This is a genomic window from Formosa sp. F44, assembly GCF_056238645.1.
Genome location: NZ_JBWDLJ010000007.1, coordinates 17253 through 35774, shown reverse-complemented (window position 1 = coordinate 35774; position 18522 = coordinate 17253). Strand labels below are relative to the sequence as shown.

Below are 18522 nucleotides of genomic sequence, written 5' to 3'. Positions count from 1 at the left end.
TACTAAAAGTTAATTTTAAAAAACAGGTATATATTTGATTCCTTTGTTGTTACGTCTGTATGTGTTATTCGTTTAATAAAGCATCAATTGTATTTGCTGTTACCGTGTGGTAGTTAGGTCGTGCGGTTTTATAAATTGCTAAGGCTTCGTCAATGCGATCGGCTTTTTTAAAGGTTTTAAAGAGTGTTGTTACATACCAGCGTCTGCCGACTGTGTTTAAGAATTTAGAAATTCGTGTATCTACATCATTTCCGTGATAGTTATTTAATATAGACTGCTCAAACCAGACCATAGTGATATAAGAGTTTGTCGATTCCGAAAAATTAAAGGTATCGTCTAAGTGTTGCATCTGTGACGTGGTGATATCTTCAGGGAAGTTTCGGATAAAATAAACCCATTCCTGTGGGGTCCATTCACTAGTTTTTGCAGTGTCGATTGCATCGGTTTCGATAAAGGTGGTTAATACATTTTTAACGGTTGTAAAGGCATCAGATTTTATAACCGCGGCATTATCTGGAATACCTGCCTCGTAAATCCACTCTTTTGTATTAAATTTAATATTGTTTTTATCTAATAAATTAGTATTTAGATAGGTGATAAAATCTTCTGTGTTTGTGGTAGAAAAGGCATGCGTTTTAAAGTAGGATTTTAAAAAAGCATCCATATTTTTACGACCTACTTTTTCTTCTAAGGTTCTTAAAAATAAATAGCCTTTGTCGTATGCAATACTATTCATTCCATCGTCAGGATCACGACCTTTTAAATCTAATTTTAGTTTGGTGTCATTCGGACTTTCTTTTAAAGATTCTAATTCATCGTCTAAATCTTGGCGTCCAATTAATGCGAGCATGTCGGCACGTTCTTTGCCATAAAGGGCTTCCATAATTCTAATCTCAAAATAAACGGTAAAGCCTTCGTTAAGCCAAAAGTCATTCCACGTGGCATTGGTTACAAGGTTTCCAGACCAGGAATGTGCCAATTCGTGAGCGACTAAAGTGGTTAAACTTTTATCCCCAGCGATAACTGTTGGTGTTGCAAAGGTTAATCTAGGGTTTTCCATACCACCAAACGGGAAACTAGGAGGAAGGACTATAACATCAAATTGTTCCCAATCGTAGGCGCCATATAAATTCTCGGCAGTAGCGACCATTTTCTCCATATCTGAAAATTCGGCATGTGCTTTTTCAATCATAGATTTTTCAGCATAAACACCGGTTCTATTGCTTATGGCTTTATATTCTATATCTCCAATGGCAAGTGCAATAAGATAGGCGGGAATAGGTTGTGTCATTTTAAAGGTATACACACCATCGGCTGTTTTTTCTTTAGGGTTTTCGGCACTCATTACCGCCATTAATTCTGAGGGTACTTTTACCGTTGCGTTATAGGTAATACGAATTTGCGGACTATCTTGAATCGGAATCCAAGTTCGGGTTAAAATAGCTTGACCTTGAGTAAAGAGAAAAGGATTTGTTTTATCTGCCGTTTGTTGGGCATTTAACCATTGCAAGGCTTCTGTTTTATCTGTAGTCTGATAGGTGATGGCAATTTTTTTAGTCGTCTCTTGAATGCTTATCGCTAATGGTTGTCCAAGTTTTTCATCCGAATCACCTAAAGTGAATGCTGTTTGTTCTCCATCGGCTTTTACATCTATAATATTTAAATATTTTGCGTCTAAAATGATTTCTTTGGCACTGTTGTTTTTGATATTATAAGTAGCCGTTCCGCTAATTATTTGCGTATCGAAGTCCACAGCAATATCTAAATCTAAATGTGTAATTACGGCCTGGTTTGGTTGCGCAAAGGAATGCGGTTCTTCTGCATAGGTATTTGTAATAGTGTTTTCTTTAGGTTGTTTACAATTGGTAAACGCGAAGATGCAGCAGACTGCTAGAATAAAGACTTTTTTCATTAGGGATATTTCTTTGGTCACTAAAGTATGAAAAAGCGAAGCCGATAAGAAATAAGACATCATCCTTTATAAAACTTCTTGTAATTATTTAAGATTTCCAATAAACAGGAGATAAATTTTATGAATTCACAATATCCAAAACCCTTTAGCCGAGAAAGCACAACAGGGTTTATTTTGTTTGTCTCTACTATTTCAGGATTAACATGGGATCGGATTTATTAATCGAATTATTAGTATTAAATTTGCAACATCAAATTATTATATCCTTAATTTTTAGTTTATGCCTTACCAAGATGTGTTTGTTCTTTTCTGGGAACACGTAAAAGAAAGTGTTCAAGAAGGCCGATTTGCCAAGTTAACTATGGCAAAGACCATAGGGAAACCAAACTTGAAAAATATATTTGTTAGACCCGTTTACTCTGATAACGATTTTAAAGTGTTAGTGAAATTACGTTATCAATCTAAAGAAACAGAGGATGAGGAATTTGAATACACTTTAGATGAAGCCTTCGAATATTTAAAACCTTATTTAAAAACGTCTTTTTCGTCGGTTATTTTATTTACAACAACAAAAGATATTACGTTTAAAATCAATAAAAAAGGAGCGGCAAGTATGACCGAACAGGGGCCGACTTTTAAGAATGTTATTCAGCCTAAAAATGATTTAGACTAACAGAAATTAGTTATTTTATAATAGAAGGCAAAAAAGCTGGACTCTATACAAAGAGTCCAGCTTTTTTTAGATATTCCGAAAAATTACTCCACAGTTAAGGTGTACTGAGGTGTTGGGTTTAACGGACAGAAATATACGTATTCTCCTTTTTCAAGTGACGTTACTTTACTACTTTCTGTGGTATTGTTTTCTACGGCCTTTGTAACATACGCGGTACTAATGTGGTTTTCTGGGTTAGATGCATCTTTACCCTTTGGTACTAATACAAAACCAACTTGATGACCAACGTTTTTGTTTGCGATCTCAAAAATATAATCACCTTCTTTTAGGGTAAGAGATTTCTGAGTAAACGCTCCTTTAGTTTGCTCCAAAGCCACTGTTGTTGCCTTAGCGTTCATTTTATCTTGTGCCTGTCCTGATACGGTGAAGGCTAATGCGAATACGATTACTGCTATAAATTTTTTCATCTTTTATTGTTTTTTTGTGTTATTTGTTAGTCTTAAATGGTTTCTAATTCTAAAGGTTGTGCTACTGGGAAATCTACAGGAACTTGGGTTGTACTATGTATGTAATTAGAAATTGTTTTGTCGCCCACTAAAGCAATGGTGTCTATTAAATTTCCTTTTGTATAGCCCGCATTAAAGAAGTTTTCTAAAACCGCTTCGTCCGTTTTTCCTCTGTTTTCAGTAATGTTTTTAGCTAATTTCGCTAACGCATCTAATTTGTTATTTACTGAAGAATATCCTGCTCTTAATTCTAAGATTTGAGCATCTGTAAAACCATTCATCTTCCCGATGGCTGTATGTGCAGAAAGACAATATAAACAATCGTTAACTTGACTAACGGCAAGATTTACAACCTCTTTTTCTTTAGCAGATAAAGAAGTTTTTGCATTAGCAAAGTTTAAATAGTTTTCTAGAGCAGTATCACTATGTGCGTAAGTAGCGTATAAATTAGGTACAAAACCTACAGCTTTTTTTAAGTTGTCGAAAATAGCTTGGTTGTTTGTGCTTACGTCTTCTCTTGAAGGGATATGGTTAAATGTATTCATAATTTTAAATGTTTATTCTGAAATGAATTCAGCTGTTATTGATGTTTATTTTTATAAATTTTGTTGGTACAATGTTGTGCTAGAATAGGGTGATAAAAAATAGGTGTTATTCCCTAAAGCATGTCATTTTTTCCCTTGTGCTTAGAAATTGCCTACATATGGGTTTTCGGCATCACAATAATAATCGTGAATGTGCTTTTGATCGCAATGTGATTCGGTGTTGATTGTCTTGATCGCAACTTTTCTATTGTTGGTAAATATTTCAATCAGGTTGAATATGGATATGTTTTTTAATTTCATCTTGTTATTGTTTTAATATTACAATGCAAAGATGCGATAGAAGGAGACGCTATAAAATGAAGAATTTGCCCAACGGCATGTCAATTTTTCCTAACTTGAGGTATTTAGACGTTTTTTAAAGTCTGAAGGGGATAAGGTGGTGTGTTTTTTGAATAATCGGCTCAGATGCGAGGCATCTTCAAAACCAATCTCGTAAGCAATTTCTTTAGTGGTTTTATCGGTATAACTTAATAGACGTTTTGCTTCCAGTACAATACGCTGATGAATAATATGCAACGGACTTCTGTTTAGTTTTGCAAAATTATTAGATAAGGTTTTAGGCGACTTATATAATTTGTCGGCGTAGAAGGCTACACTGTGTTCTGTTTTAAAATGTTGTTCTACCAAGAAATTAAACTCACGTAGTAAATCCACTTTAGAGCTTTTAGGGGTTTCAATTATACCTGCCTTAGCCTTTAATAATCGCGTACTTTTTATAATAAAACGAGCCATTAGCATTCTAAGCATTTCTGCTTGTATGTTGTCTTCGGTCTCTAATTCGTCTATAAAAACTTCGTGTAGTGTTTCAAATTTTTCTTGTTCGACTGCATTTAAATGAATTACTGGAATATTGATATTTCCAAAGAAAAGTATACCCACGCAACTCACTTCTTGATCGTGATCTTTAATACAGTAAAATTCTTGATTAAACTGATATATGGTAACATCGCGTCCAGAAATATACTGAAGGTATTGAATAGGCGTAAGAGCCAATATACTGTGTGGCTCGACTGTAAAAGGTACACTGTCTATAATTAATTCTACAGGATCCGATTTTGCCCAAATAAAGGTGTAAAATTCAGATTGCTTCGCTTTTTTAAAAGGCACCAAGTCATGCTCATTTCCAATATTGAAAATGGCATTAGTAGAAAATTCATTAAAAGTGTGAGTCATGTTCAATAAGTCTAATGAGTCAATTAAAAATTACAAAAAAAAAGAAAATTATTTGGAGGTAACTGATGTATTATAAATCGTTCGCCTAGGAAAATGATAAATTATATTAGTTTGCTTTTAAGTGTTTTGAATTGTAATTAAACACCGATTAGCTCATCTTTTTTTTTATTTTAAACATTTTAGCTGCCGAAGTATAACCACCTTCTGTGCCATCTACAAAGTGAGAATGCTTTGTTTTTCGATCCAGTACATAACAAGACATTACAGAAGCATGTGTAATATGAATGCCATAGATTATCTTTTTTTCGTTTTCTAACCGATTTAGATAAGCTACAAATTGGTCTATTTTATCTTGTTCGGCGGTGAAAATGGTATTAATCATACCGTCCAGCATAAAAGTATGAGACAACTGACCAATTTGTTTTAAGTATTGTTTTCCATTCTGACTTAGATTTAGATAGAATTTTCCAAAAAGGGTGGATACCCATTTTTTGGTTACATACATCCAATCCCGATTGGCGAGACTAATTTTCATCTCTTCCAAAATGTTACGAATACTAAAATTCAATTTTAATTTATTCGATTTTATAGGTTGTCTATTTTCAAAGGTCCCAAATATAGTATCCATTTGGTTAATAATGTCTCTATAAATAGCCCTTTGATCGGTTTCATGTAGTGCATCTAATAATAAACAAACCACTTTATTTTGTGACTGGTCCGGATTAATCTGCTTCCATCGGCATTCCATACCTTCTAAATTTAAAAGGTCTTTTTCGAAATGGGTCGCGTTATTTTTTTCAAAATCATGTTTAATGATGTCTTCGGCTAATTTCAATCCGTTGCCTATAACAATAGGAATTGATAATTGGTTGGTGAGCTTATGTTTCGCTATTTTAAGATTAGATTTTAGAGTGATTAAATGTCTAACCGAAACATGGCCAACTCTAAGGGTTAAATTGGTGTTTGTTTTAATGTGAAAACTGTAGTTTTCTAAAATCAGTATTATATTATTTAAAAATAAAGTAGGAATAATAAACGTGGCACCATCTCCTCCAAAAAAATAAGGAATTTCAATACCTTTTTTTTCTTTTCGTAACGCATTTAAAACGGAAATTATTGAACCTGTAGCGGTTAAATTGACTTGATGATGATTTCCAGAATCGACCGCTCGTGTGGAATTCTGAATATCTACAACCACAATGTGCCAAGTATCGGGAACCTCAGAAAAACAGGATTCACATGCTAATAAATCTACAAGGTTTTTTTCCGAGCTTTTAAGTTTTGTATAGAATTCTAAGACGTTAGTATGGGTCATATGGAAGGATGCTGAGGTCTTTAAAAAAGGTTGTTTTTCGCGTAGAAATTTCCTTTTTGTAGTATTTGGTTTTTATTATAGTTTGGCTAATACATTTTCTATCAATGCTTTGGTAGCTTTTATACCTTCGTCTTCAGACAGTTCACGGCCTTCATATTCTATGCCTATATAACCTTTATAACCAGATGCTTTTACAATAGCCATCATTTTAAAGAAGTCCGATTTAGTCTCTTTACCATTCGCATCAAAGTCGTGTGATTTAGCACTAACGCCCTTGGCAAAAGGCATTAATTCGGTCATTCCTTTATAACGATCGTATTCATCTAAACAATTTCTATTGGTATCTCTGGTCATACAAAAATTTCCAAAATCGGGTAGCGTTCCTACATTTTCCATATTTACATTTTCCATAACGTTTGCAAGCCATGCTCCGTTAGAAGAATAGCCACCGTGATTTTCTACAATAATGTTAATACCCTTAGAGGCACCATATTTTCCCAATTTAGTCAATCCATCTATAACATATAACGCAACCTCATCAGAGCTACCTTTACCTGCTGCATTTACACGTATTGAATGTGCGCCTAGGTATTTGGCGATATCTACCCAAGCAAAATGATTTTCTACGGTTTTTTGTCGTTTCTGTGCATCGGCATCTCCTAAATGCCCTAAACCATCACACATAATAAGTCCGACGTTTACATTGGCGTCCTCACATTTTTGTTTAAAGGTTTCCCAATAGGCCATATCGTTTGCTTTGGTTTTATAAAAACTATTAACAAGTTCTATAGAATAAATACCATAAGAAGTGGCGATTACAGGAAAATCTGTAGGATTTAAACTTCCGGTATTAAAAGCTCTGTGTAGCGACCATTGGGCTAGGGATATTTTGAAATCTTCCGGTTTAGAATCGGTAGTCGGTGTTAAAGACTGAGATTGTAAACTAAAAGACAGTAACAATGCAGTCGCAATTAACATTTGTTTTAATTCTGAAAAGGACCTGTTTAGTGTAGTCGCCATAATATTATTAATTAATAGTTTTAATTTTTATTTCTCTAAATTCTATACCTTGTCCTTCGGCCTGCAAAGCGATATATCCTGCTTTTAATAATTGACCTTCGTTCTTATAATTAATGTCGTTTACATCTAATCGGCCACGACTAATTTGAGGTTTTGTATATTGAAGTACCGTATCCCGATCTACGATATGTTTTATAAGTGAATCTTGGTACACAATAATTTCTCCCGAAAGCCATTGGTTCCATGTGTAGGTTTTAGAACTTGAAGGCACGCAATGTCTAGAATCCATCTCGCCTTTAAAAAACACCTCTGTTTTAGGAGTACACACATTAGCTGTTGTTCTAGGTTCACCAGCTGTTTTCTCTGCCAAAATTTGATATTCTATCGATGTTGGCCAATCCTGATCTTTAGTCATGGTTTTCGGATCTTGAGAATGAATCATAACACCGCTATTTCTATAGGTACCTTGAGGTGCATCTTCCATCCACTGGTCTGTAAAACGATATTCAAACTTTAGGTGATAAGAAGAAAAGGGTTTGTTGTAATAGATATGACCAAAGCGTCGTCCAAATTCAGAATAGCCATCGTAATTTATTTGAAGCGTGCTATCTACAACTCTAAAGGTATTTGCGTAATTATCGTTTACATCGTGGTGATTAATTTTTATAGTCCAATCCTCTAAATCTTTACCATTAAAAAGATATATCCATTCACTCGTTGTGTTATCGGTTTTATTTGTCGTTTTAAAGTTGCAGGAGCTTAACAGTATTACTGATAATACGGATAGAAATATTCTAGAATGAATCATTTTGATTGAGGTTTTAATGCCAAATAATCATGGATTTAGTGATGTTGTGAATCTGTCTGTACCATGATTTTGCTGTAAGCACCATGCAATTTTTATAAAAGATAAGCACTCAATCTATACCACTCAGACCATTGTTTTATTGGTCGCTACGTTGACTTGCTCTAAAATAGTAAAACTAATTGAAACTTAGTAAAATCTCTAAATATTTTAAGAAAGATAAAAGATATGTCGGACTTCAGTCTTAATTATTCAATAAAACGTAAACCGACTTGTTACACCTTTCTGTTTTATTGAGGTTCAAGTCAACAAAAAAAATAAAGCGCCATGAAATAAGTTTCATGGCGCTTTATTAATTCTGGATTGAAGTTAGAGTCTTAATCTAATTAATTATTGCATTATGCTTTAAATAAACCGTCTATAGAAAGATAACGTTCTCCTGTATCGTAATTCATAGTTAGAATAACCTTATCACTAGACGTCTTTTCTAATTGCTTTCTAACCGCGGCTAAAGATGCTCCGGTAGAAATACCAACTAAAATTCCTTCAGTTTTAGCAATTTTCTGAACTTCTGCAAATGCTTCTTCTTTGGTAACCTGGATAGCACCGTCTATTAGATCTGTGTTAAATGTCTCTGGAATAAATCCTGGTCCGATACCTTGTAAGGCATGTGGTCCTGGCTCACCTCCCGATATTACTGGAGAATCTGAAGGCTCTACAGCAAATACTTTAACATTGGCAAATTTGTTTTTTAATACTTTAGACATACCACTAATGTGACCACCTGTTCCAACACCTGTGATTAGATAATCTATGCCCTCTGGGAAATCTTCAACAATTTCTAAAGCTGTGGTGTCTTCGTGTATTTTTGGATTTGCAGGATTGGTAAACTGAGACGGCATCCATGCATTTTTATTGTTTTCAACCAATTCTTTTGCCTTTGCTATCGTACCACCTAAACCTAATTCTTTCGGTGTTAATACAAGTTTTGCGCCGTAAGCGGCCATTAAAGCTCTTCGCTCTACAGACATAGATTCTGGCATTACCAAGGTTAAATCGTAGTTTTTAACAGCGGCTACCATAGCAAGACCAATACCAGTATTTCCAGATGTAGGCTCTATGATTTGGGTATCTTTAGTTAAGATGTTTTTTTGTTCGGCATCTTCAATCATCGCTAAAGCTATCCTATCTTTAATACTTCCTCCCGGATTGTATTTTTCAAGTTTCATCCAAACGTTCGCATTCGGAAATAATTTATCTAATTTCACTACTGGAGTGTTACCAATACCTTCTAAAATGTTATTGATTTTCATATGATGTGTTTAATGTCTAAGTGTTTAATTCTTAAACGGTTCCTAATGGAGTAAAATGTGAAAAATTGAGTGATACAGTCACTCAATTTATTGAATTATAAAATTAATGAATTTTGCGTATATAAGAGCGATTTCTTCAGGCTTTCTAAGGCGACAATAATATTTATTGCATCATCATAGATTTAATTTTCGATATTTAACTTCGGAACGATTTCACCATCTATCCATTGTAACTCGCGACTCACGGTATTCACTTCTACCCAATTTGTCGCTTCGTCTTGATATATACCATATTCCTTTTTGTAAACTAGTTTTCCTTCAACGCCATCGGTGTCGTTAGGAAAAACAAGTTCTTCATGAAACCAATAGACTCCGGCATCCGAAATTTGAGAAATTGAGAATGCTTTGGTCATGGTACCATGCGCTTTAAAAAAGTAAATACCACCACCTTCTACACCACAAGCTTCTGCTAGATAATTTATATAAATAATTTGGTCTACATCTACAAGCCGTTTATTGTCGTAAAGTTCTACTGAAAAAGTATGGGTTTCAAGCTCAGAAGTGACTTCGTTGATCTCTAAAGCTTCATTTAAATGACGGATTACAATGTAGTACGAATCGTCTTTCTTGCTGTATGTATAAAAGTATTTAGACGTTCCTTTTTCTTTTTGTCCTAAAGAAATCAATGCACCTAAGACGTATCCTTCCTGATCCTTATATTTTACTTTATAGTAGTGCGATGCTATTCCGTTATAGAGCACAGTCTGTGTTGCTTTTTCTAGAATCTGAATTTCAGAACCGATAGGTAAAACATCTATAGCCTTAGATGTGGTATCCGGTTTGGCTCGAAAGGCGACATGGTCTCCGAACATGACATAGTTTTTTCCACTTTCGAAATCGGAATACGTGTTGTAATATGCAATGTCTTGACCATAAGATAGGCATGAAAATAGGAGGATAAAAAGAGTTAGTTTGTTCATTTATAAATTTTTGATAAGGTTCTCAAGACATCATGTAGACTAAAACGGAAAGGTATTAACTTATTATGATTTTCTCGCCGAGAAACTTTGGTTGTACGCCAAACAAAATGTCTAAAAACACTTTAGTACGTGCTAAATATTCTCGAAGTTCTACTTTTAGTCCATAACGAGTAGAGACGTCTTTAGCATTAAAACCAATAGCGTTCATGCCGTTTTTATTCGCTAAATAAATCGCTCTTTCATTATGGAATTGCTGAGATATTATTGTGAGTTCTGTCTGTCCAAATATGTCTTTGGCACGCACAACAGAATCTAATGTTCTAAAACCGGCATAATCTAAGATTATTTTATATTCGGGAATACCGCGTTCTATTAAAGATTCTTTAAAATCTGTAGGTTCGTTGTAGTTCTTATTTCCGTTGTCTCCGCTTACAAGGACAAAATCAATTTTTCCATTTTTAAATAAATCTACCGTAGCATCTATTCTATATTTAAAGTATAAATTAAGTTCTCCGTTCGTTAGAAACTTAGACGTTCCAAGTACCAATCCGACCTTATTTTTCTTGATCTGATTAGACTTCGTAAATGTTTTATTCTTTGCATTAGATTCAATGGCCATATTAGCAGCATATATAAGTACTAAGTTGAACAAAATGAGCAGAGATAGTACGATTATAATTTTCTTTTTCATTGGTTTTGATATCTTTAATACAATATGTTTTATAAATATACGGCGATACAATCTACTATAAATGTAAGTGGTTTGACTGTAGGAAAGGATGTAAGATTAAAATCTTAACAGTTCTTTAGGCCTTCTCTATTGTATGAGCGGAATTCATATTTTTAGGTATAAAGATTTGGAGTAATTATTCATATGTGTTATATTGCATATGTTTTTGATAGAAACTCAGAATATTAGAATACGTTAGCTAGATTGGAGTAGAGGTGGGCTCTTTTTTTGAGTTGATATATGCTTTTTAGTGCATATGATTATTTTGTAATTTCTAATTATATCGTGTATAATTATTTAAAACTATGTATATGAAATCAGTAAGTCATTTTTTTAAAGCTGTTATTCAAGCGTGTCCCTATATTTTGGTCGGTAAAACCTGTGTAGAGGCAGTTAAAGGAAAACATGTAACACCTAAAAAGACATCCAAAAACAGTCTTTTGTATAAAAAAGGCATGCAAACCGGTCGAAATATCGCTTTAGTAGGTGTGTTTTGTCCATTTCTATGGTATTCCATTTTATCGGGAGGGACCAGAGATTTTATTATTCTAAATGCCATACATTCTGGAATAATAGTATGTATTGGCGGTGTAGTGGCTGGCATTAATTATCTCGCGCTAAACCATTCTAAACATAAAATGATGCAACGTGGTTAGTAACCAGAAATTTATAAACAACGTACCGATGTTAAACCTATCTTTTCTTGATATGGGAATAACACCGGTACGATGTGATTGAATTGATTTTTAAGTTGTGCAGTAATTTATTTATAACACTTCTTTCATGTGCTTATAATTTGTTTTTACCATTTCTAAGACTTCATCCATACGTCCACCTAAAATCATTTTACTTATAGACAATGCATAGCCTTTCATCTGATCGAATTCCATTTCTGGAGGCATTGCTAAGGCTTGCGGATTGGTGAAAATATTAACTAAAACAGGACCGTCGTGTATAAAAGCTTCGGTTAAAGCCGTTTTTACATGATCAGGCTCTGTGACCGAAATACCTTTAAAGCCCATAGCTTCTGCTATCATGGCAAAATCTGGATTAATCATATCCGTTTCATTATTAGGTAAACCTTCTACTTGCATTTCTAGCTGTACCATACCTAAAGAACGGTTGTTAAAAACGATGAGTTTTATAGGTAGATTATACTGTTTAATCGTAGCCAAATCGCCTAGTAACATAGACAAGCCACCGTCTCCACAAAAGGCTATCACTTGACGTTCTGGATAAGCTAATTGAGCACCAATTGCCATGGGCATGGCATTGGCCATAGAACCATGATTAAATGAGCCTAACATCATTCGTTTTCCAGTCCCTTCAATATATCTGGCTCCCCAAACGCAACACATACCGGTATCTACCGTAAAAACCGTATCGTCATTTGCCATTTTATTTATAGTCGAAGCTACAAACTCGGGGCTAATATGGTTTTCAGATCCGCTTGCATTAACATAAATATCTAGGTTCTCTTTAACTTTATCATAAATCTGTAATTGTGCTTTTAAAAAACTATCGTCTTCTTTATCTTTTATTAATGGTAATAAAGCCGAGATGGTATCTGTAATTTTTCCAGACAATCCCATTTCTAGTTTTGCACGTCTCCCTAAACGTTCGGGCTTTTCGTCTATCTGAATGATTTTGTTTTTTACGGGCATAAAATGTTCGTAAGGGAAATCTGTTCCTAAAAGGATAACCACATCCGATTCGTGCATGGCATGGAAGGCAGACGGCACTCCTAAGAGTCCTGTCATTCCAACCTCAAACGGATTGTTATATTGCATACCCATTTTTCCTCTAAAGGAATAGCCAATGGGTGCTTTTAATAAGGTTGCCAATTTAATAATATCGTCGTGAGCTTCGCGTGCTCCGATACCACAATAAATGGAAATTTTAGGATGTTTATTTACTAAATCTGCCAGTTTATGTAACTCGGTATCTGTTGGTCGTAAAATGGTTTCGCCATGAAAATTATACATAGATGTGGCACTTTCTTCAGCAGGCATGGCAGATACATCGCCAGGTAATCCAAAGACTGCTACACCTTTTTTATGTACAGCGTTTTGTATGGCGGCTTGTAACATCCGTGGGACTTGTTTTGGTGTGCTCGCCAGTTCATTATATACACTACAATCATCGAATAATTTATAAGTGTTGGTCGCTTGAAAATAATCTACTCCATATTCTGGCGTATTAATGGTAGACGCAATAGCAATTACAGGAACTCCGGAACGGTTTGCATCGTATAAACCATTTATTAAATGCACATGGCCAGGACCACTACTTCCTGCACAACAGGCAAGGCCGTCTAATTCGGCTTCGGCAGCAGCAGCGTAAGCACCAACTTCTTCATGACGGACATGAATCCATTTAATCTTTCCACTTCGCCTAACGGCATCATTTAATTCATTTAAGCTATCTCCCGTAACCGCATAAATGCGTTTTACATTGTTGCTTACTAGCATTTCTACAATTTGGTCTGCTACTTTCTTTCCCATAATTCTTTTTTTTTTTGTGCGTTTTCCTTGACTTATTCAAATAAAATTACAAAATAGGAGGAGTAAAGGGGTGTAAAGTTTTGTTAACTTATATCCTTGAGAAGTTGTTACACCAAAAAAAGTTGTTTTTAAGGGTGGATTAAGATCAGATTCGTGTCTGATTTGTAAAAGGAGCCATTTTCGGAAAACACACCCGAAGCGTTACCGAACAAGATCTGAACAAGACTCGAACAAAACCTCTTGTAAATCCTAACTTCGTTTCAGTCGGTTGCTACCAAATTCATAACGGTTCAGTTTGTGTCACAGTGTGTCAAAAGTATAATAAAAAACTCACGAATAATGTATCGCAATTTTAGTAAATAGTAAAGATAAAAGGCCGAATTTGGTGCTTTATAATCATTGGTTTTACCGCAATACAATACACATATTTAAAGTATAATACCTCCATAAAGGGGTGGAGGTTTTTAGCTGTGTTAAAACGGATGAATCTTAACATGCCTTTTTAAATTTCTGTTCAATAAATATTTTACTTTTATTATTTTTACTTTAAACACTATAAATTAAAACATTATGAAAAAATATATAGGATTATTAGTTTGTTTCTGTTTGTCCTTCGGATTACATGCACAAGGATTAATTGGAGCTTGGGAGCGTTATTCGATCTCCGAACACGTCAAGGTAAAACATGTTATGATATATACGGATGGGTACTACGTATTAACAGCGTTTGATGCCAGTACAGGCGAATTTGTAAGTACCACAGGAGGACGTTGGAAAATAGAAGGAGATAATATGACAGAACACATAGAGTTTGATTCTTCTAATTCGGATCGGGTTGGCTCAACAATTAGTTATAGCGTGAGTATAACGGATTCTAAACTTAAACACATTGAAAGCAATACAACATTTACCCAAATAGACAATGGAACACCGGGAGCGTTGCAAGGCGCGTGGTTAATGTCTGGAAGAGTTAAAGATGGGACGGTACAATCGCGAGATACAACAGGCCCGCGAAAAACGATCAAAATACTATCAGGAACCCGATTTCAATGGATAGCTTATAATACAGAAACAAAAGAATTTAAAGGTACTGGCGGTGGTACGTACACCACTAATAATGGCAAGTATACCGAAAATATTGCGTTCTTTTCTAAAGATAATTCTAAAGTCGGTTTGTCTTTATCTTTTAATTTTGAACTTATTGATGGAAATTGGCATCATTCAGGTAAGTCAAGTAAAGGCGATCCTATTCATGAAGTATGGAGTATTAGAGACTAAATATTACATGCTACAGTAGGTGGTGTAATAACATACATAAGTACACTCTTATCTTAAAAATCCAATGCTCATGGGCATTGGATTTTTTGTTGGATTTAGTTTTAGATCTTATTATTTCATTTCTAAAGTCGGGATTTGCAGTGTTTTATACCGTGAAAAAAATCATTTACATTAAAAAGTGAAAAAGATATTAATTGTAAATAAATGTCATTAAATTTAAGTGAAAAATAACAAACTAAAACCCAAATAAATTGAAAATCAAAACAGTACTTGTCGCCAATCGCGGTGAAATAGCCATCAGAATTTTTAGGGCCTGCACAGAAATTAATGTCAAAACTATAGGGATTTACACCTTCGAGGATCGGTATTCCTTACATCGCTATAAAGCAGACGAATCCTACCAAGTAGGGGAAGATAACGAACCTTTAAAACCGTATTTAGATATTGAAAGTATTATTAAAGTTGCGGTAGAACATGGTGCAGATGCCATACATCCGGGATACGGATTTTTATCAGAAAACGCCAATTTCGCGCAGGCTTGCGAAGATCATGGTATTATTTTTATCGGACCAAAAGTTTCCGTTTTAAAATCGTTAGGAGATAAAATTATGGCGAAACGCGTCGCCGTAGAAAACGATATTCCAATAATAAGAAGTAATAGTAAACCATTAACCGATATAGATGTAGCCTTATCTGAGGCCGAAATTATTGGATATCCCATTATGCTTAAGGCGGCTTCTGGTGGTGGCGGACGAGGAATGCGGGTGATTAGAGAGGAAGAGGAGCTTAAAAGTGCGTTTAACGAAAGTAAGCGAGAAGCTTTGAATGCTTTTGGAGATGATACGGTGTTTCTAGAAAAATTTGTAGAAAATCCGAAGCATATCGAGATTCAGATTGTAGCCGATAACCATGGTAATATGGTGCATTTGTTTGAACGGGATTGTTCGGTGCAACGGCGTTATCAAAAAGTAATCGAGTTTGCGCCTTCGTTTGATTTATCGGTAAAAACCAAGCAAGCGTTATACGATTATGCTTTAAAAATATGTAAAGCTGTAGATTATAATAATATTGGTACAGTTGAGTTTTTAGTTGAAAATGACGAAATCTATTTTATTGAAGTCAATCCAAGAGTGCAAGTAGAGCATACAGTTACCGAAGTGATAACGAATATAGATTTAATAAAAGCGCAACTCTTTATTGCTGGCGGTTATAAACTATCGGACGAGCAAATTAAAATTCCGAGTCAAGATGCCATAAAAATAAGTGGCTACGCTTTACAGTGCAGAATTACAACAGAAGATCCTCAAAACGATTTTAAACCCGATTACGGAACGGTGTCTGCTTACCGAAGTGCGGCAGGATTTGGAATCCGTTTAGATGCAGGAAGTATTTATCAGGGTGCTGTTATTTCGCCTTTCTTCGATTCTATGCTAGTAAAAGTTACCGCACATGGAAGAACTTTAGACGGTGCAAGTCGTAAAATTCGTCGTGCTTTAGCCGAGTTTAGAATCCGCGGTGTTAAAACCAATATGCCATTTCTGGATAATATTCTAAAACATGAAACCTTTAGGCAAGGAAAAGTAACAGTAAACTTTATAAAAGCTAATACAGATTTATTTGTCTTTAAAGCGCCTAAAAATAGAGCTACTAAATTAATTACATATCTAGGCGATATTGTGGTTAATGGGAATGCCGATGTTAAAAAGGTAGATACTACAAAAACATTTATCAAACCAAAGGTGCCTAAATTCGATTCTAACGCAACGTATCCTGAAGGCACTAAGGATCTTTTAACCAAATTAGGACCGGATAAATTTTCGGAATGGTTAAAAAATGAAAAACAAGTACATTTTACAGATACGACCATGCGTGATGCGCACCAAAGTCTGTTGGCTACTAGAATGCGAACGTTCGATATGCTAAAGGTCGCGGAAGGTTATGCTAAAAATCATCCAGAAATTTTTAGTATGGAAGTTTGGGGCGGAGCAACCTTTGATGTCTGTTTACGGTTTCTTCAAGAAAATCCATGGGAAAGATTACAGCTGTTGCGTAAAGCCATGCCTAATGTATTGTTACAAATGCTTATTCGAGGTTCGAATGGTGTGGGATACAAAGCGTATTCAGATAATTTAATAGGTGAATTTGTTCAACAATCTTGGGAAAATGGAGTAGACGTATTTCGAATTTTCGATTCGTTGAATTGGATGAAATCCTTAGCGCCTTGTATCGAGCATGTCCGCACACGAACAAATGGATTAGCAGAAGGTTCTATTTGTTATACCAACGATATTTTGAATCCGAATAACACAAAATACAACCTGAACTATTATATCAATCTAGCTAAAGAAATTGAAGGTGCCGGCGCTCATATTTTAGGTGTTAAAGATATGGCCGGTTTGCTAAAACCTTATGCCGCTTACGAGCTGATATCAACTTTAAAATCGGAGATTAATATTCCCATTCATTTACATACACATGATACGTCGTCTGTTCAGGCAGCAACCTATTTAAAAGCGATTGAAGCAGGCGTAGATGTGGTAGATGTGGCCTTGGGCGGTTTATCGGGGTTAACATCGCAGCCTAATTTTAATTCGATTGTCGAGATGCTTAAATATCAAGATCGCGCAAGTCCAATAAATATCGATTCTTTAAATGAATATTCTAATTATTGGGAAACCGTGAGAGACTATTATTATCCGTTTGAATCGGGTTTAAAGTCGGGCTCTGGCGATGTGTATAATCATGAAATTCCTGGCGGGCAATATTCGAATTTAAAACCACAAGCTCAAGCTTTGGGGTTAGAAAGTCGCTTTCATGAAATTACAAAAATGTATGCCGAAGTGAATACCCTTTTTGGAGATATTGTTAAAGTCACACCAAGTTCTAAAGTGGTAGGAGATATGGCGCAATATCTTGTGAGTAATCATTTTACGGTGCAAGATGTTATTGAGCGTGGAGACTCTATGTCCTTTCCGCAGTCGGTAGTCGATTTGTTTAAAGGCGATCTCGGACAGCCGGTTGGTGGTTTTCCGAAGCAACTCCAGCAACTTATTTTAAAAGATCAGAAACCATATACAGACAGACCAAATGCACATATACCGCCTTTAGATCTGGAAGAGGAATTTAAGACGTTTAAAGATACATTCGAAAAGGATTTTAGTAGAAAGTTAGAGTATACAGATTTCCTGTCTTATCAGCTATATCCGAAAGTGTTTACCGATGCGTTTAACAAGCATTTAAAATATGATAACCTGATGAATTTACCGACCAAAAACTTTTTTTATGGTATGGATTTGGGAGAAGAAATTATTGTAGAATTAGACAAAGGAAAAACACTGCTAATTACTTTAGAGTCTGTAGGAGAAGCCAATTATGAAGGCTTGGTTACTGTATATTTTAAGGTGAATGGCCAAGGACGAAGTGTGAAAATAAAAGATACGTCGATTAAAGTTGATACGGTAGAACATATCAAATCTGATAAGTCCCATCCGAATCAGATCGGTGCGCCATTACAAGGTATGTTGTCTACCATATTAGTAGAAAAAGGAGATAAAGTAACTAAAAATCAGCCTTTGTTTATAATTGAAGCCATGAAAATGGAGACCACCATTACGGCATCTGTAGATGCTACAGTAAAAGAGGTTATACGAAAAACAGGAGGCATGGTCCATGCCGATGATTTAATTATTGTATTGGAATAGGAACGTG

General features: G+C 35.1%; 15 protein-coding genes. 4 read left to right on the top strand and 11 right to left on the bottom strand.

Annotated elements, in window-relative coordinates:
- Nucleotides 1-64: 64 nt before the first annotated feature.
- On the bottom strand, nt 65-1912 hold the full coding sequence (locus AC0UBM_RS17400) for a M1 family metallopeptidase (RefSeq protein ID WP_475689484.1): 1848 nt from the start codon (nt 1910-1912) through the stop codon (nt 65-67).
- Between the two features lie 280 nt (nt 1913-2192).
- Between AC0UBM_RS17400 and AC0UBM_RS17395 the strand changes: the two genes are divergently transcribed.
- Nucleotides 2193-2585: a hypothetical protein gene (locus AC0UBM_RS17395; protein ID WP_414034199.1), complete on the top strand. Its 393-nt coding sequence runs from the start codon at nt 2193-2195 to the stop codon at nt 2583-2585.
- 83 nt (nt 2586-2668) lie between these two features.
- Here AC0UBM_RS17395 and AC0UBM_RS17390 read toward each other — a convergent pair whose 3' ends face one another.
- The 9 genes from AC0UBM_RS17390 to AC0UBM_RS17350 form a co-directional block, all read right to left on the bottom strand.
- Entirely contained in the window at nt 2669-3052 is a 384-nt protein-coding gene (locus AC0UBM_RS17390; RefSeq protein WP_475689483.1) for a cupredoxin domain-containing protein, read from the bottom strand.
- A gap of 32 nt (nt 3053-3084) precedes the next feature.
- On the bottom strand, nt 3085-3636 hold the full coding sequence (locus AC0UBM_RS17385; protein ID WP_414034201.1) for a carboxymuconolactone decarboxylase family protein: 552 nt from the start codon (nt 3634-3636) through the stop codon (nt 3085-3087).
- Between the two features lie 390 nt (nt 3637-4026).
- The gene (locus AC0UBM_RS17380) at nt 4027-4869 is read right to left on the bottom strand and encodes a helix-turn-helix domain-containing protein (protein WP_475689482.1); all 843 of its coding nucleotides are present in this window, start codon (nt 4867-4869) and stop codon (nt 4027-4029) included.
- Nucleotides 4870-5017: 148 nt separating this feature from the next.
- Nucleotides 5018-6184: a DUF3095 family protein gene (locus AC0UBM_RS17375; protein ID WP_475689481.1), complete on the bottom strand. Its 1167-nt coding sequence runs from the start codon at nt 6182-6184 to the stop codon at nt 5018-5020.
- A gap of 75 nt (nt 6185-6259) precedes the next feature.
- Nucleotides 6260-7204, bottom strand: coding sequence for a sugar phosphate isomerase/epimerase family protein (locus AC0UBM_RS17370; RefSeq protein WP_475689480.1), 945 nt, complete (start codon nt 7202-7204; stop codon nt 6260-6262).
- 7 nt (nt 7205-7211) lie between these two features.
- Nucleotides 7212-8012, bottom strand: a complete 801-nt coding sequence (locus AC0UBM_RS17365) for a 3-keto-disaccharide hydrolase (protein ID WP_475689479.1) — start codon at nt 8010-8012, stop codon at nt 7212-7214.
- A 395-nt stretch (nt 8013-8407) separates the two neighbouring features.
- The gene (gene cysK, locus AC0UBM_RS17360) at nt 8408-9322 is read right to left on the bottom strand and encodes a cysteine synthase A (RefSeq protein WP_475689478.1); all 915 of its coding nucleotides are present in this window, start codon (nt 9320-9322) and stop codon (nt 8408-8410) included.
- Nucleotides 9323-9504: 182 nt separating this feature from the next.
- Nucleotides 9505-10302, bottom strand: coding sequence for an SH3 domain-containing protein (locus AC0UBM_RS17355; RefSeq protein WP_475689477.1), 798 nt, complete (start codon nt 10300-10302; stop codon nt 9505-9507).
- 55 nt (nt 10303-10357) lie between these two features.
- Nucleotides 10358-10993 (bottom strand): SanA/YdcF family protein, encoded by a 636-nt coding sequence (locus tag AC0UBM_RS17350; protein WP_475689476.1) that lies wholly within the window; start codon nt 10991-10993, stop codon nt 10358-10360.
- Nucleotides 10994-11343: 350 nt separating this feature from the next.
- On the opposite strand from AC0UBM_RS17350, the gene AC0UBM_RS17345 reads away from it, so the two are divergent.
- Nucleotides 11344-11688 carry a hypothetical protein gene (locus tag AC0UBM_RS17345; RefSeq protein ID WP_475689475.1) on the top strand — a complete coding sequence of 115 codons (345 nt, stop codon included), beginning with the start codon at nt 11344-11346 and terminating at the stop codon, nt 11686-11688.
- A 111-nt stretch (nt 11689-11799) separates the two neighbouring features.
- Here the strand turns inward: AC0UBM_RS17345 and AC0UBM_RS17340 are convergent, their stop codons facing one another.
- Nucleotides 11800-13536: a thiamine pyrophosphate-dependent enzyme gene (locus AC0UBM_RS17340; protein WP_475689474.1), complete on the bottom strand. Its 1737-nt coding sequence runs from the start codon at nt 13534-13536 to the stop codon at nt 11800-11802.
- A gap of 570 nt (nt 13537-14106) precedes the next feature.
- On the opposite strand from AC0UBM_RS17340, the gene AC0UBM_RS17335 reads away from it, so the two are divergent.
- Together AC0UBM_RS17335 and AC0UBM_RS17330 are read left to right on the top strand one after the other, a co-directional pair.
- The gene (locus tag AC0UBM_RS17335; RefSeq protein ID WP_475689473.1) at nt 14107-14814 is read left to right on the top strand and encodes a membrane or secreted protein; all 708 of its coding nucleotides are present in this window, start codon (nt 14107-14109) and stop codon (nt 14812-14814) included.
- A gap of 251 nt (nt 14815-15065) precedes the next feature.
- Nucleotides 15066-18515, top strand: a complete 3450-nt coding sequence (locus AC0UBM_RS17330; RefSeq protein WP_475689472.1) for a pyruvate carboxylase — start codon at nt 15066-15068, stop codon at nt 18513-18515.
- Nucleotides 18516-18522 lie beyond the last annotated feature (7 nt).